General features: G+C 61.9%; 12 protein-coding genes and 2 pseudogenes. 7 read left to right on the top strand and 7 right to left on the bottom strand.

Translation table 11 applies throughout. The annotated features are described in order from the left end of the window. The 5 genes and pseudogenes from RHODMAR_RS15265 to RHODMAR_RS15285 form a co-directional block, all read right to left on the bottom strand. Positions 1-385, bottom strand: a pseudogene (locus RHODMAR_RS15265) (ion transporter); the annotation flags it as partial. Positions 386-432: 47 nt separating this feature from the next. Then, complete coding sequence (hydA, locus tag RHODMAR_RS15270) at positions 433-1,848, bottom strand: dihydropyrimidinase (protein ID WP_232433673.1); 1,416 nt, start codon at positions 1,846-1,848, stop codon at positions 433-435. Then, positions 1,818-2,204 (bottom strand): allophanate hydrolase-related protein, encoded by a 387-nt coding sequence (locus RHODMAR_RS15275; RefSeq protein WP_008716001.1) that lies wholly within the window; start codon positions 2,202-2,204, stop codon positions 1,818-1,820. Before RHODMAR_RS15275 ends, hydA begins: the two co-directional genes overlap by 31 nt. A 13-nt stretch (positions 2,205-2,217) precedes the next feature. Beyond that, a complete protein-coding gene (locus RHODMAR_RS15280; protein WP_008716003.1) occupies positions 2,218-3,366 on the bottom strand; it encodes an NAD(P)/FAD-dependent oxidoreductase in 1,149 nt (382 codons plus the stop codon). Next, positions 3,356-4,318, bottom strand: a complete 963-nt coding sequence (locus RHODMAR_RS15285; protein WP_008716005.1) for a dihydrodipicolinate synthase family protein — start codon at positions 4,316-4,318, stop codon at positions 3,356-3,358. The genes RHODMAR_RS15280 and RHODMAR_RS15285 overlap by 11 nt, the downstream gene beginning before the upstream one ends. A gap of 174 nt (positions 4,319-4,492) precedes the next feature. Here RHODMAR_RS15285 and RHODMAR_RS15290 point away from each other — a divergent pair, with 174 nt between their 5' ends. The 5 genes from RHODMAR_RS15290 to RHODMAR_RS15310 all read left to right on the top strand — a co-directional run bounded on the left by RHODMAR_RS15290 (position 4,493) and on the right by RHODMAR_RS15310 (position 10,300). Continuing rightward, positions 4,493-5,497, top strand: a complete 1,005-nt coding sequence (locus tag RHODMAR_RS15290) for a LacI family DNA-binding transcriptional regulator (protein WP_042939395.1) — start codon at positions 4,493-4,495, stop codon at positions 5,495-5,497. 228 nt (positions 5,498-5,725) lie between these two features. After that, the gene (locus tag RHODMAR_RS15295; RefSeq protein ID WP_008716009.1) at positions 5,726-6,586 is read left to right on the top strand and encodes an ABC transporter substrate-binding protein; all 861 of its coding nucleotides are present in this window, start codon (positions 5,726-5,728) and stop codon (positions 6,584-6,586) included. A gap of 31 nt (positions 6,587-6,617) precedes the next feature. After that, positions 6,618-7,358 (top strand): amino acid ABC transporter permease, encoded by a 741-nt coding sequence (locus RHODMAR_RS15300; protein WP_008716012.1) that lies wholly within the window; start codon positions 6,618-6,620, stop codon positions 7,356-7,358. Between the two features lie 11 nt (positions 7,359-7,369). Then, entirely contained in the window at positions 7,370-8,152 is a 783-nt protein-coding gene (locus RHODMAR_RS15305) for an amino acid ABC transporter ATP-binding protein (RefSeq protein ID WP_008716014.1), read from the top strand. Between the two features lie 156 nt (positions 8,153-8,308). Then, on the top strand, positions 8,309-10,300 hold the full coding sequence (locus RHODMAR_RS15310) for a TerD family protein (protein WP_008716016.1): 1,992 nt from the start codon (positions 8,309-8,311) through the stop codon (positions 10,298-10,300). Positions 10,301-10,661: 361 nt separating this feature from the next. Here the strand turns inward: RHODMAR_RS15310 and RHODMAR_RS15315 are convergent, their stop codons facing one another. Then, a complete protein-coding gene (locus RHODMAR_RS15315) occupies positions 10,662-11,072 on the bottom strand; it encodes a hypothetical protein (RefSeq protein WP_008716020.1) in 411 nt (136 codons plus the stop codon). Positions 11,073-11,326: 254 nt separating this feature from the next. Between RHODMAR_RS15315 and RHODMAR_RS15320 the strand changes: the two genes are divergently transcribed. Continuing rightward, positions 11,327-11,791: an SRPBCC family protein gene (locus RHODMAR_RS15320; RefSeq protein ID WP_008716023.1), complete on the top strand. Its 465-nt coding sequence runs from the start codon at positions 11,327-11,329 to the stop codon at positions 11,789-11,791. A 622-nt stretch (positions 11,792-12,413) separates the two neighbouring features. On the opposite strand, the gene RHODMAR_RS15325 is transcribed toward RHODMAR_RS15320, so the two are convergent. Next, on the bottom strand, positions 12,414-14,246 hold the full coding sequence (locus tag RHODMAR_RS15325; RefSeq protein WP_008716027.1) for a DEAD/DEAH box helicase: 1,833 nt from the start codon (positions 14,244-14,246) through the stop codon (positions 12,414-12,416). 342 nt (positions 14,247-14,588) lie between these two features. Between RHODMAR_RS15325 and RHODMAR_RS15330 the strand changes: the two are divergent. Further along, positions 14,589-14,841: pseudogene (locus RHODMAR_RS15330) on the top strand (hypothetical protein); the annotation flags it as partial.

The following is a 14,841-nucleotide window of genomic DNA, read 5'->3' on the forward strand; positions in this document are numbered from 1 at the left end:
GTGAAGCGACAAAAACCAGCATCAGGGTTCCAGCGACGGCATAAGTGACCACCCGCCCGCGGAGCGCGCCGCCGATCGAGCGTTGCAGCAAACTGACCAACGTGAGGAGGCGGAGCAGTCGTAGTGGGCGCAGTACCGGCAGTGCGACAATCGCGAGTTCGTGCAGATGCCGAACGAACCAGCGTGTGCGTTGCTCCGCAAGAGCCAGTCGCACCAGGTAGTCGATCCCGAACAACGCCCAGATCGCGAGGATTGCGTACTCGGCGACGCGTGCGCCCGTGCCAGTCGGTTGGCTCAGCACAGTCCAGGTGTAGATCGCCAGGAACGTCAGAGCCGATCCGGCGAGGGGCCATTCGGTTGCTCGCTCCCACTGCCGATAGTTCATGAGCCGGGACTGTACTGCGTGTCGATCGGATCGCCCGTGTCCGAGATTCACATACTGAATGCCCCACTGAAGTCGAGGGGTGCCGTTTCGAGGTGTCGTCCGCGGGCAGTGGCGTCGACGAGTTCGCCGTCGTGGACAACGACCTCGCCGCCCACCAGGACCGTGACGGGTTTTCCTCGGAGTTGCTGTCCCTCGTAGGGGGTGTAGTCGGTGGCCATGTGCAGTGTCTGCGTGGTCACCGTCCATTCGAGTTCCGGATCCCAGATCGCGATGTCGGCATCGGAGCCCGGCATCAGCGATCCCTTGCGGGGATACAGGCCGTTGGTGCGGGCTGGGTTCGCCGACGTCAACTCGACGAATCTGCTTGCAGTGAGCCCCAATCCGTCTACGTAGTGTGAGTAGATCACTGGAAGACGCGTTTCGACGCCGGGCAGACCGTTGGGCATATGCCGCACGTCGTGGCTGTGCACCTGCTTCTGTGCAGTGTCGTAGCAGCAGTGGTCGGAGCCGATGGTGGTAATGGCTCCGGTGAACAGGTGACGCCCGAGTGCCTCGACCACCTCAGCCGAGCGCAGCGGCGGACAACAGACAAATCGTTCCGGTTGCTCGCCCGCGTAGAGGGAGTCGTCCAGGATCAGATGGTGAGCAACCGATTCGGTGAAGGCAACCAGCCCTCGCTTACGGGCATCGGCGACGAGTTCGACGGCCGCCGGAGTCGATTGGTGCACGAAATACACCGGTGCATCTTGCGACTCGGCTATCGCAAGTATTGCTGCAACCGAAGCGGTTTCCGCGAGTTCCGGACGCGTCTGCGACATGTGCGCCGCGTCGACACCATCCGAGGCCGCCGCGAGGTTCTGCGCGTCGGTCACGATTGCGTCGGACTCGCAATGGATGATGACCATTCCGCCGAGATCGCGAGTGGTCTGCATCGTGTTGAGAATGGTGTGCTCGTTCGCCATCGTCTCACCCGCATAGGTGGTGAACATCTTGACCGTCCGAATACCAGCGTCCGCCATGGTCTTCAGTTGGTCGGCGGTGGTGTCGTCCCACTCGACGACACACGCATGCAAGGCCGAATCGCACAGTCCACTGGATGCTTTTGCCCGTTGTACCTCGGCGGCGTCCAGTGGCTGCTGACCGGGACGGGGAATGGCGAAGTCGATGATCGTGGTGGTGCCGCCGAACACGGCCGCCGTCGTGCATTCGAGATACGAATCGAGGGATGTGAACTCGCCGGAGGTGAACCCGACGTGGCAATGCGGATCGACTCCTCCCGGCATGACCAGTTTGCCCGTTGCGTCGATGACCACGGCCGATGCGTCGACCTCGCTTCCCGGCGTGAGCACGGCGACGACGCGGCCGTCGTCGATGAGAAGGTCTGCCGGAGCAGCCCAATGGGATTCGACGACGGTGCCGCCGCGCACGACCTTCATCGGGTGCTTGCCAGGTAGGTCAACCATCCGCCGCGATCACTGATGTCGGTGACTCCCGCGGCCGTCAAGTAGCTCTCGCGCATCCGCATCGACAGGGAGCCTGAGCCGTCTGCCAACTCGATGACGCCGAGTTCGAGTTCCTTCGGTTCTCTGGGAAGTAGTTCTTCGCGGAGTACGTCGTACTCGACCTCGTAGAGTTCACCCGGGACGACGAATCCACCGGATGTGACCGGGTGCAGGCCGGGAAACTCGTCGCGCACCGAGAAGAATCGATATTTCGGCGCGGTGTCGACTTTTCCGGCGAATCGCGCGTTGTGCAGCGCGTCGTTCAGGGTGCCGCCGGACATTGCCTGCCCGTTGACGAACATCGTGACCAGTGCCATGCGAAGCCTGCTTTCAGTGCGTAGTGAGGTGGACCAGGCGGTCGGGGGAGAACGCCGAGATGTCGAGTTCCGTTTCTCTACCGTGCACGAGCTCGGTGAGGACGTGGCCCCACAACGGTGCGAACGTGAACGAGTACGTGCCGCCGGCGACGAAGAGGCCGGGGGCTGCGTCGAGTTCGCCGATGACCGGCATTTCGTCGGGTGTCGTGACGACCGGGCCGGTCCAGGTATCGAGCAATTGGTTCCGGCCGAGCGCCGGGAGGATTCGACGCACCTGCGCCAGGTTGCCGTCGGTGCTGTCGAGTCGTGTCGATGCGGCGTCGGTCTCGTGGAATTTGCCTGCGGGCCAACCGCCGCCGAGGACGAGACGGCCCGTACGGTCCTGCTTGATCGACATCCCTTCTCCGACGTGCTGTACCAACACCTCGAGTGTGCGGGGAGCGGCCTTCAGTGAGTGCATCTGCAGCGCGGTCGGGACGAGATCGAGGGATACCCCCGCCAATGCGGCGATCGGTGCCATCCACGGACCGGCTACGTCGATCACGGCGGGAGCGATCCAGTTTTCCTCCCCGGCGCGCACATTCCACATATCACCGTTGCGGGTCAATCCGGTCACCGGCGTCGACGGATGGACTGTGGCACCCTCGGCGACTGCCTGTCGCAGCATCGCGGGCCCCGCCAGATCCGGTTCGGCGAAACCATCCCACGCACACCAGGTCGCGGATTCGATGGTCGGGCCGAGCAGTGGCAGAGCTCGCCGTGCCTCGTCGCCTCCGAGGACCTCGGTAGGGATGCCCGCCGCCTTTTCCCACCCGGCCTTGGTCACCAGCGCCGCCACCTGCTCGTCGGTTTCTGCCACCATGAAGCCGCCGCAGCGGTTCAGTCCGAGCCCGGGCACTGTCTCGGCGAGCGTGTTCCACAGCGTGCTGGTCGATTTCTGCAGTGGCAGCAACTGTTCGACGTCGACGGCGGTGCCCTGCCCGGGCCGACGGGTATGGATGGTCTGGATGTGGAGGTTGCCCGCCGTCGTGCCGGAGCCTGCGGTGTTGGGAACGCTGCGGTCCAGGACAGCGACTCGAGAGCCCGCCCGGGTCAGAGCGAGAGCGGTTGCAGCACCTACTATTCCGGCTCCGATGACGACGACGTCCACCTCAGTGCGCACGGACCGCTCCTACCGTCGTGTAGGCCTCGTCGATTCCCGATTCGACGATGACGGATCGAAGTGCGTCGAGTGTGTTGGCCTCGGTGACCGGCAGCAGTGGTTCGCGTACCGCGCCTCCCGGTTGGCCGAGTAGGTTCATCACGGCCTTCAACTGTGGAATGGGGGAGGCGAAGATGCCGCTGTAATCCGAGGCGATGAGCCGGCCCGAGAACGCGCGGTATCGGTCGACCCACACGCGCGCGGTGTCGGCGTCACGTGCGGCGACGGCCTCGTAGAACGGAACCGCAAAGGGTGCGCCGACGCCACCGCCGTCGATGTTTCCGTCGCCGCCCAGTTCGAGCAGCGTGGCAAGGCCGCGCCGATGCAAGAAGCTGCCGAAGACGCGGACACGATCGGATACGGCCTCGACGGTGTCCAGCATGGCGAGCCAGTCACCCGTGCTGTCCTTGATGGCGACGACGTTCTCCAGATCGGCCAGTCGTGAGAACAGGCCGGGCGAGGTGCCCATGTCGACGGCCACGCCGCGCGGCCAGTTGTAGACCATGAACGGCAAAGATGTTGCGGTGCTGACGGTTCGGTAGTACTGCATGGTCTCCTCGGCCGAGGTGTGCACGTACGGGGGAGGGGTCGCGAGTGCTCCGTCCGCGCCGACGGACGCGGCGTGCTTCGCGAACGCCGAGGACTGCGCAGCGGTGTACGCACTGACACCGATGACGACCGGAAAGCGGCCCGCGACTGCATCGATCGAGGCTTCTGCGACGGTCCTGCGCTCGTCGTCGTTCTGGCTGAACCACTCGCCTGTGCTGCCGTTGACGAGAACACCGTGGACACCCGACCGGGCGTAGAGGTTCATCAAGTCGGCGATAGCCTCGGTATCGACTTCTCCCGACTGGGTGAACGGAGTTGGGGCGGCTGGCCAGTAGCCGGACCATGCGACATCATCGCGATTCATGAGAATTGCCTTTCGGGCTTCGGGCGATCGCCGCCGCGTCACGCCAGCATTTATGGGATCGATTGCATAGACTGCCTTCAGGGTGGTCGTACCGTCAAGCCGGAAACGTACTTGTAACGCGGCCGCGGTCGAATAAGCCTGTCCGAGGCATGCATCGAGAGAACGGGAGAACCAATGGCGGTCACTTTGATCGACGTTGCGAGCGCTGCGGGAGTATCGCGGAGCACGGCATCACGCGCGTTGAGTGGATCGTCGCTGATCTCACCGGAGACACGCGCGGCGGTCGAGGACGCCGCACGTGTGCTCGGGTACAGGCCGAACAGGGCCGCGAGCGCTCTGCGCTCCAATCGATCGCACTTGATCGGTCTGGTCATGAACAACCTGCTCAACGCGACCTTCCACACTGTCGCGGAGGTCGTGCAGAAGAGGGCGGCGGCCAGTGGATTTCAGGTCCTGCTGTGCATCACCGATGCCGATCCGGCACGAGAGGACGACGTCCTGGCCATGCTGGGGGAGCACGGCGTCGACGGCACGATCGTCATCGGCAGTGGCCGAAGTGCGGCCGCCTCGAACGCACTTTTGGCGCAGGGGCGCGCCGTGGTCAACCTCATCCGGTCGGTCAAGGGAAGTTCGGCGTCGACGGTTCTGGCGGACGACGTCACGGGTGCTCGGGACGCCACCGCACACCTGGTCGAGCTGGGCCACCGCCGCATCGGCTACATCGGCGGCACCGAGGATGCGACGTCCGGACGAGAGCGCTTCGAGGGCTACTGCTCGGCGCTGACGGACGCCGGCATCGCAATCGACGATTCCATAGTCCGTAAGGGGCCCTTCAGCACCGAGTTCGGTGCCGATGCGATCAACTCGCTGCTCGATGCACCCGAGGCGATGACAGCGCTGTACGCGGCCAACCACGAGGCGGTGTTCGGGATCCTGCCCACTCTCGTCGGCAGAGGCGTATCGGTGCCGAACGAGTTGTCACTGATCTGCCACGAGGACATGCCGTGGCTCGCGATGTGGCAGCCGGCGATCACCGTCGTCGACAACGGTGCAGCTCAACTCGCCAACGTGGCCATGGACATTCTGTTTCAGCAGATCAAGGGCTCGGTCGAACCCGACGGTCGGACATACCGAATCGGTGCTCGTCTCGTGGAGCGAAACTCGTGTGCCGCACTGTGACCGGTGACATGCAATCGGCGAATCTCGCCGCGCGATCAAGTGTGAACGGTTAACAATTGATGTACCGCGTGTCAGCAGTGTTAACCGCGTTGACGCTACCGAATTCGTCTGCGACGCTTTATGCAATCGATCCCATACGGATCGGCACTTCTCGAATCACTCCGGATCAATCGCTGCTCGGCCGCATCGAAAACTATGCGCCGCAGTCGATATCGAAAGGCTCGCTCAATGCGCAAGATCATGGGAATCGCCGCTGCTGCCGTCGTGGCCGCAAGCCTCACCGCCTGTAGCTCCTCCACCGACTCGGCTGCCGCGCCGACGGATTGCACACCCACTCTGGGAGCGTCGGATCTCGCCGAAGAGGGGGTCCTGACGATGGCCACCAATGCAACGCTTCCGCCCATGCAGTACGTCGACCCGAACGGCGATGTGATCGGCATGCGTATCGACCTCGGCAAGGAGATCGCCAAGCGCCTGTGCCTGACGCCGAAGTTCGTCAACATCGAGTTCGAGGCGCAGATACCCGGCGTGCAGTCCGGCCGATGGGACATGATCGACACGGGAATGTTCTACACGCCAGCCCGGGCCGAGACGATCGATCTGGTGCCGTACGAGGTGCAGGCCGTCTCCATCTCGGTGCCGTCGGGCAACCCGGAATCGATCTCCTCCGTGGACGATCTGGCAGGCAAGACCATCGGCGTCGAGGCGCCCGGATACGAGTTCGACACGTTGACCGACCTCGCCGAACAGTTCGAGAACGAAGGCAAGCCGGCGTTGACGGTCCAGACCTTCAAGACCAACGCCGATGCATACCAGGCACTTTCGGCAGGCCAGCTCGACGGTACCTCCATCGTCGAATCGGTCACCTCGTTCTATCAGGAAGACGGTCGCTTCGAGACCGCAGTCGGCGGCATCAACGAGGCACCGCTGGCGATGGGATTCGCCAAGGGAAGCCCATCGTCGGCCGCGGTGGCGGGTGTGTTGTCAGAGATGCGGAGCGACGGCTACCTGCCCGACCTGTTCGAGCAGTACGACGTCACCGGATACGACGGGGATATCGCAGTCAGTACCGGCCCGCTCGAAAGCTGATCGACATCGAAACGAATCGAAAGGCAGCCACATGTGGTCCTGGGACGCATTCTTCTCCATCCTGACGAGCACCCAATTGCTCGAAGGCGCGTGGGTCACCATCTGGCTCACTGCGGTCAGCATGATTCTCGGACTTGCTCTCGCCGTGGTGGTCGCGTCGGCGCGATCGTCCAAGTTCTTGCCGCTGCGAGCGATCTCCGGGTTCTACGTGTGGCTGATGCGCGGCACGCCGCTTCTGGTTCAACTGGTGATCATCTACACCGGATTGCCTCAGGTCGGTATCAAACTCGGAGTGATCGAGGCCGCGCTACTCGGCCTGGTTCTCAACGAGGCCGCATACCTCTCGGAAATAGTCCGGTCCGGACTGCTCTCGGTTCCCACCGGACAGACCGAAGCCGCACGGGCACTGGGTATGTCGCCCACGAAGGTCTTCCGTGTCGTGGTTCTTCCGCAGGCGCTTCGGGTGATGATTCCGCCGCTGGGGAACAGCTTCAACGGTCTGCTCAAGACTACGACGCTGGTATCGGTCATTTCGGTGCAGGAGTTGCTGCGACGCACCCAGTTCTTGGTTCAGGTCAACTTCCGGGTCCTCGAGGGACTGTGTGCGGCTGCGTTGTACTTCCTGCTGCTGACCACTCTGTGGGGGTTGATCCAGAAGATGATCGAAGTACGCGTCGGACGGGGATACGACCGCAACTACCGCCGCAAGGGCGGACCGTCGGCTCGGAAACTCGACGACAGTGCACTGGAAGCTGAGGCTGTGAACCGATGACGAGTACATCGATGCCGACCACGAAGCCCGCGAAGGCTACGACGATGGTCGAGGTCAGGAACATGACGAAGGCGTACAACGATCTCGTCGTGCTCGACGATATCGACTTCACGGTCGACAAAGGGGAAGTGGTGCTTCTTCTCGGACCGTCAGGCAGCGGAAAGAGCACGTTGTTGCGCACACTGAACTGCCTCGAAACGATCGAGTCGGGGACCGTTCGGGTGTGCGGGGAAATGATGGGCTTCTCGGAGGGTGCGAAACGAACTCCGTTGTCAGAGGTGCAGATCGCGAAGCAACGGCATCACACCGGGATGGTGTTTCAGAGCTTCAATCTGTTTCCGATGATGACTGCGCTCGACAACGTCGCGTCGGGCCCGCGCCACGTTCTCGGGACGAACAAGGACAAGGCTCGTCGCCAGGCCCAGGAATTACTCGATCTCGTCGGCCTCGCGGACAAGGGTGACAACTACCCCTCGCAGTTGTCCGGTGGCCAGCAGCAGCGCGTCGCGATTGCACGCGCACTTGCGATGAAACCGGAAGTGATGCTGTTCGACGAGCCCACTTCTGCGCTCGATCCCGAGATGGTCAACGAAGTTCTCGACGTCATGCTTCGACTGCGCGACGAGGGCATGACGATGGTGGTGGTCAGCCACGAAATGGGCTTCGCGAAAGCCGCGGCAGACCGGGTCGTCTTCATGAGCGATGGCAAAATAGTGGAGGAAGCGCCTCCCCGCGAGTTCTTCGACAGTCCCAAAAATGCTCGTACGCAACAGTTCTTGAGTCGCATTCTCTGACAGCTCAGAAGCAGTACGAGTGTTGAGGTTGAGCTCGGGGCACTGAGAGGTCGGTAGGTCGAATGAATGAATGTCGAGCAAGGGCGACTTTCGCCGCGGCGGTTGTGCATAGGCTGCATGGTTGAAGTCCGTTTTGTCCGACAGGAGCGTGTTAACGTGAATTCACCCATTCTCGTCAAGGGCCAAAACATTTCTCTACCGGACGACGTGACCGAGTTGAATGTCGTTGTGTCCTGGGTCGACCCCGAGCGAGATCTCGATGCGTCTGCGTTGCTGGTGAGTTCGATGGGGCACGTTCGGTCCGACGCAGACTTCGTCTTCTACAACCAGCCGCAGTCCGCGGATGCAGCAGTGCGATACCTCGGCAGCAGTCACACCGATGAAGGCAAACAAGAGCGAGTGTCCATTCACCTCGATTCTCTTGCAGCAGAAATCGACAAAGTAGTCATCGCGGGAAGCTCCGAAGACTGCTCATTGGGAGATTTCGGAAAGCTTTCCCTGCAGGTGAGGGATCAATCCGGTTCGGTGTTGGGGGAGTTCCTCACTGCCGACGCAACCTCGGAACGCGCGTTGGTGTTCGGCGAGGTGTATCGACGAGATGGTACATGGAAGCTCAGGGCGGTCGGGCAGGGCTGGGAATCCGGATTGAGTGGATTGGCAAAGGATTTCGGCGTCGACGTTGACGACAATGAGCCGGAGGATTCATCGGCCGAGGTGGTCGTTGTCGAGGTTGCCGAGGCACATGTACAGGCCATGGACGCGACCGGCGACATCGTCGACGTGTCGATCGCCGATGTCGAACCGCGCAAACGCGGGGTCCGCACCAAGAAGCCGATTCCCAAGAAAGCCACCCCGCCTCAGTTCACCTTGGCAGGAGGCGAGGGCTGGCAGACGGCTCGCCTGTTCTCGGTCTATGGCGTCGGATCGGGCGAGGAGCAGGAGAAGAGAGCCACCTCGGCTCTGATCGCAACGATGCAGGCGGTTCGTCCGTTTGCTCGGGCAATTTGTGCACGTGCCGGAGCACCCTCCGGTCCCTTCGAGGGCTACCTCGAGGTGCAGTTCGCCAAGGGGGAGAGCAAGGTCATTCCCGATGGTGTATTCAGGGTATCGCGCGCCGGTCAGGTCTGGACAGCGTTGCTGGAAGTAAAGACGGGTACCGGCAAGCTCCACAAGGAGCAGCTCGAGAACTACCTGGACGTTGCCAAACGGCACAGGTACGACGTCGTTCTGAGTCTGTCCAACGACATACCTGCCTCCGCTGGCGAGCTTCCGGTCCAGGTCAACAAGACCAAGCTGAACAAAGTGTCACTGCGGCATATTTCGTGGTCCGAGGTCATCCACGAGGCCCGAATGTTGTTGTCACACGGTGATCTTGCGGATCCGCTTCAGGTATGGATCCTCGGTGAACTCGTCCGCTACCTCACGCACCCGAAGTCCGGTGCGACGGAGTTCGTCGACATGGGTCGGCACTGGGTCGTAGTCCGCGATTCGGTCACCGCAGGCACCCTCCGAGCCAGTGACGTCAAGGCACTGTCGGTTGCGAACACGTGGGCATCGCTGTCGCGGCACTTGGCTCTGCGGATGACTGCCGATCTCGGGGTGCCGGTCAAACATCATCTCCCGAGAAAACTGAGCACCGATCCTCAGTTGCGCAACGAGAACATCGTCGAAAATCTTGTCGCCTCGGGTTGTCTCTCCGCAACATTGCGCGTCCCGGATGCGGCCGGTGACATCACCGTCGAAGCAGATATGCGTACCAACAAGATTCAGTGCAGCACCTCGATCGACGCGCCGACCGACGGGACCTCGTTTCGACGAGCATCGTGGCTTCTCAAGCAGCTCAAGAACGCTCCGGCAGACATCCTGGTCGAGGCGGTGTTCGCAGACTCGAGCGAGATCTCGTGCGAGAACCTGGCCACGGTTCGGGCAGACACGAAATCGCTGACGGCAGGCCGCATCAGCGAGTTGCAGTACTTCACGTTGACCTCGCCTACGAAGATGGGCAGCAAACGCTCCGGCTCCGCAGCCAGCTTCATAGTCAGCGTGACGGACGGTCTCGACGGCTTCTACCGGGACGTGGTGCAACCCTTGAAACCGTGGGTTCCTTCTGCACCTGAAGGGCCTTCCTCCGTGACCCTGGACGATTGAGTTGCCCCTGTCTGGTGGTCTGAATGTGCGGTCCGGTGTCTTGACACCATCGATGTGTGTTGTGGCCACCGAGGTGGTGATACGCACGCACATGCACGGTCGCGCGTCGAGGTCGCCAGGTTCAGCCCTTCTCGACGGCGCAGACTCCGTGCTGCGTGATGAGTTGCTCCTGGCAGCGCACTCCGTCGTCGGTGCGGCATCGGTGGGAAAGACTGTCGCGCGAATGCTGTTTCTGGAGCAGAGTCCACTGGCACTGCGACACTTGAATTTGCAACTGCTGCTTCGTATGGGCTGCCTGGCTCTCAGCGTTTTCGGTGATCGGCGGGGACGAATCGATTCCTTGGCACCGAGCTGGACGGCTCTACTCGAGCAATCGATCCTGACGGCGTTGAACGAAAACGGTGATTATGCCTGCCAATACTACGATCTGCCCCAGAGCCAGTGATATCGGGAGCACGATGAGCTCCCACCCGGTGGAACCGAAACCCAACGCCCACACAACGACTGCGACGGCTATCGCGACGGTCACGATGTGGCCGCCGGTCATAGCCGTCTTGGCGGCGATATTCTGCCCACTACCAACGGTGAACAAGCCGGTCACAGCACCGATCGCTGACGAGGGGATACCGACGAGTGTGGGCACCAACACCATGATCTCCATCAGCGGGCCGGTCTCGATCACTCCCGTGGAGATGAGTTGCGGCGCAACGTAGGCCCAGATGAGCAGCGCGCACACCACAGTGACGATGGAGGTACCGAAAAGGGTTCGCACTCGGACAAAGTAGCTCGAGCCGCGTGGTCAGCACTGCAGCATCACTGCAGCCGTTGTCGGTTGTATCGTTTCGGCACGCCGCCCCGGGTCAGTGGGACGGCGCCGCCAGCTCGACGGAGTTGCCGATCGAATTCACCAATATCGGTGATCGAGCGTGCAGTCTCGACGTCTGTTCGGGCTCCTGGTGCGGTGGCCGAGTGAGTTCGTTGTCGCCGTGATGATTGAGGAAGCCGATCAGTGGGCACCTGGAAGACATGACAGAGAATTCCAAGGTCACAGTTGAACGCACCATCGAAGCACCCGTCGACGCAGTATTCGACGTGCTCTCCAATCCCGAGCGGCACCAGGCCCTCGACGGATCCGGATTCGTCCGCAGCGTGGACCACGCCGATCGGATTCAGAAGGTCGGCGAGAAGTTCACGATGAACATGCAGGGCGATCACATGGGCGGCGAGTACCAGACCGACAATCACGTGACCGGCTACATCAAGGACAAGCTGCTTGCCTGGAAGACCGCACCCGCCGGCAACGAGCCTCCCGGTTGGGAGTGGCTGTGGGAGCTGGAGTCGCAGGGGCCTAACGAAACCTTGGTACGGCACACCTACGACTGGTCCAAGGTCACGGACAAGAAGCTGCTCGAGCAGATCAAGTTCCCGCTGGTCACCGAGGATCAACTGAACGACACACTGTCTCGACTCGCAGCAGAATCTGCATCCTGATCGACCGAGACAGCCTGGTCGTCATGTAGTCGATCAGCCGAAAAAAGCTGCAGAATCCAAGCTGTCGATGAGCCGCCACCGTGGCGGTAAGGTATTCGACGCGGTGGCGGCAAGTACATCGACTCCGCGGACAGCCAATGCAATTGCCGGTGTCTGATCGGTTATCAGACTGATGGCGTAGGTGGCCGCGGTGGCGTGGAGACATGGCTCGACTCTTCCTGAACATGTGCACGAAGTATCGACGGTCTCTGGCACCGGTGCCATTTTTCGCGACACTAGTTCAGCGTGGACCTCGTCGGGGAGGTCACCGCTGGACGCGCCGCTCGGTGGGTGGTGTGCGAGGACGCAAAGCACCGACTTCCCTTCCGTCGCGGTAAAACGCGGGAGAGATATTATGACTGTCTCGACCTTCTTACCTGCGGACACGACGCAGCGGAACTGACCGATTTCGTTGTGCTCCACAACAACTGCATCGTTGCGCACAAGGCCACGGGCCCGCGGAAGCATTGGATTCGGTCGGGTGACTGCGAGAGGTTCGACACGCCGAACCCAATCTTTGCCCCATGGGGTGGACCCGAAAGCTGCAGGCTGAGATGCACTGACCATCAGCGTGTCACCGCCCTCAGCGACAGGGTTTCACGCAGGGTCGAGCCGCGAGTGCCATTTCGTTGTTGCCCTCCGTCAATCCTGCGATCGCTTTCTTGCGCGTATGGAGTGCGGAAATGTGCTCCTCGATCGTCCCTTCTGTGGTCAGTGCCATGACCGTCACCCGCGACTTCTGCCCGATGCGATGGACTCGGTCGGTGGCCTGTGCTTCGACCGCGGGATTCCACCACCGGTCGTAGTGGATCACCGTGCTGGCGCGGGTGAGATTGAGGCCGTATCCCGCAGCCCTCAAGCTGAGGACCATGACGGGCGAGGCGTCGCTGTTCTGGAACTCGTCGACCATCTTGTCCCTCTTGTCCAGGTCGAGACCACCGTGAAAAAACGGAATGGGGGCTCGCGTGATGCGTGCGAGGTGGTCCGCGAGCATTTCGCCGGTTCGGCGGTACTGGGTGAAGACGAGGGCGGTCTGCGACGATTCGGCGAGCTCTTCGACTATCTCGGTGAGCCTGTCGAGTTTGCCGGACCGGTCCGGCAGTCGAGACAGGTCCCCATCGACGAGACCCGGATGGTTGCAGATCAGTTTGAGCGAGGTCAGCAACGCCAGCACTGCTGTGCCTCGGCCGCGGCTCGTTCCGAAACCGGTATCGAACGCTTCCTCTACAGCCGAGTTGTACAGCCTCGCTTGCTCGGACGTGATGGGGCACAGGACATCGATGTGTTGCTTCGCTGGAAGATCGGTCGCCACTTCGGCTTTGGTCCGACGGAGGACGACTGGCGCGATTGAGTGGGACAGCTGCGCGAGAGCAGTTGCCGAACCACCGTGCTCGATGGGTGCAGAGAAACGACGGGTGAAACGAGCCCGGGTACCGAGCAAACCGGGATTGGTGAGATCGACCAGCGCCCAGAGTTCGTCCATCCGGTTTTCGACCGGTGTGCCGGTGAGTGCAATGCGCGTCGTGGCCTTCAGTTGCCGCGCGGCCCGGGCAATTTTGGTGCGCGAGTTCTTCATGACGTGAGCCTCGTCGAAGAAGACTGTGTTCCAGGATATTTCGCTCAGAAGGTCTGCCTCGGTGCGTAGCGTGGGATATCCCGTCACAGTCACCGATCCGTGGTCGGAGCACTGTTCGAGAGTGCGAGACGGTCCGCGATACACGTTGACGACCAGTTCGCCGGCTGAAAATTTCTCGATCTCTCGGCGCCAGTTGCTGATCAGAGACGTTGGGCATACGACCAGATAGTTGCCTTCTCCGCGCCTGCCCCCGACGATCATGTGCGCGATGGCCTGGAGGGTTTTACCCAGACCCATCTCGTCGGCGAGGATTCCTCCGCCGCCGATCTCCTTGACGGTCGGTACCCAGGACGCACCGTGCAGTTGATAAGGGCGAGGGGTGAAGGTCGACGCGCTGTCGATCAGTCGGTCTTGCATGCGCAGGCTGGCGAAGAGGGCGTCGACGGCCCCGTGTGCGGTCAGCATGCTCGATCCGCCGGCATTGGGAACAGCATGCGCCACAGGCGGAAGCGCGTCGCGTAGTGATGTGGGAACCGCGCGACCGTCGCGTAGTTCCTCGACATGGTCGAGGATGGCGAGCCAACCGCGTGCCGAGGAGCTGTGATCGACGCTGCCCGCCGAGTCCAGTGCCGATCCAAGTTCGGTGCTGTGTGCCTGGACCAGCCACGCGTACACGGTGCGCACAGTGATGGTTCCGTCTTCAGCTGGGACGGCAAGTTCTATCGGCGTGGTTTCTGTGGGGAGCGGTTGTTTGTCGGAGTTGCGCCACACGGCGAAACAGTGCCGATGCGGCAAGTAGGTCACCTGCGGAGAGTCGTTTCTGTCGAATGTCGACAGCATGCATCCTCCAGTCGAGTCCATCGCCTCGGCCGAGTCCGAAGCTGCCCACACAGTACGTCGTAAACTGGCGATTTGCTGCGTCCGATCGCGCTTGACATTTGCGAAAAATACTGTCCTACAGCGCTATCGAGCTTCCTCAGTCAACCGAAGATTCCCAGGAGCAGGCTCGGCATGTGTACCGTGACGGGCGTGGAAGCCGTCCTGACTGTGCGGTCCGCTGTGATGCTCGGGGTCTGGTCGTCGGTCGTTCTGGTTCACTACGAAGCCAACCTGTCCGAACAGACGTGCCACTGGCCGGCCCGCAGAGCTAGGGCGTCGACATGCTGACATCATTCAGAAAGAATGTCTCCGCCCGCTGAGGGCACGAGCGGCCCGGCTCGCCGGGCGCTCGACATCGCTGAGATCGCCGACGAGGTCGCGTCGCGCTACGCCGAGCAGATTGCAGACTATCGAGATCTGTTGCGGCACATCGCCGAATACGGCGGTCCGGACGGTCCGGATTCGCGTTGGCCGGTGCATGCCAATCCGGTCGACGGGCCGTCTCTCACGGTTCCAGGGTTGCGCGTTCACCTGAGACACAGCTATCACGATGGGG

Source organism: Rhodococcus sp. AW25M09 (assembly GCF_000333955.1).
In the GTDB taxonomy this organism is placed as follows: Bacteria; Actinomycetota; Actinomycetes; order Mycobacteriales; family Mycobacteriaceae; genus Rhodococcoides.

Coding starts and splice junctions, on each gene's coding strand:
- RHODMAR_RS15300 (WP_008716012.1), top strand. CDS start 6,618: ATGTGGTCCTGGGACGCATTCTTCTCCATCCTGACGAGCACCCAATTG.
- RHODMAR_RS15290 (WP_042939395.1), top strand. CDS start 4,493: ATGGCGGTCACTTTGATCGACGTTGCGAGCGCTGCGGGAGTATCGCGG.
- RHODMAR_RS15275 (WP_008716001.1), bottom strand. CDS start 2,204: ATGGCACTGGTCACGATGTTCGTCAACGGGCAGGCAATGTCCGGCGGC.
- RHODMAR_RS15325 (WP_008716027.1), bottom strand. CDS start 14,246: ATGCTGTCGACATTCGACAGAAACGACTCTCCGCAGGTGACCTACTTG.
- RHODMAR_RS15305 (WP_008716014.1), top strand. CDS start 7,370: ATGCCGACCACGAAGCCCGCGAAGGCTACGACGATGGTCGAGGTCAGG.
- RHODMAR_RS15295 (WP_008716009.1), top strand. CDS start 5,726: ATGCGCAAGATCATGGGAATCGCCGCTGCTGCCGTCGTGGCCGCAAGC.
- RHODMAR_RS15320 (WP_008716023.1), top strand. CDS start 11,327: ATGACAGAGAATTCCAAGGTCACAGTTGAACGCACCATCGAAGCACCC.
- RHODMAR_RS15285 (WP_008716005.1), bottom strand. CDS start 4,318: ATGAATCGCGATGATGTCGCATGGTCCGGCTACTGGCCAGCCGCCCCA.
- hydA (WP_232433673.1), bottom strand. CDS start 1,848: ATGGTTGACCTACCTGGCAAGCACCCGATGAAGGTCGTGCGCGGCGGC.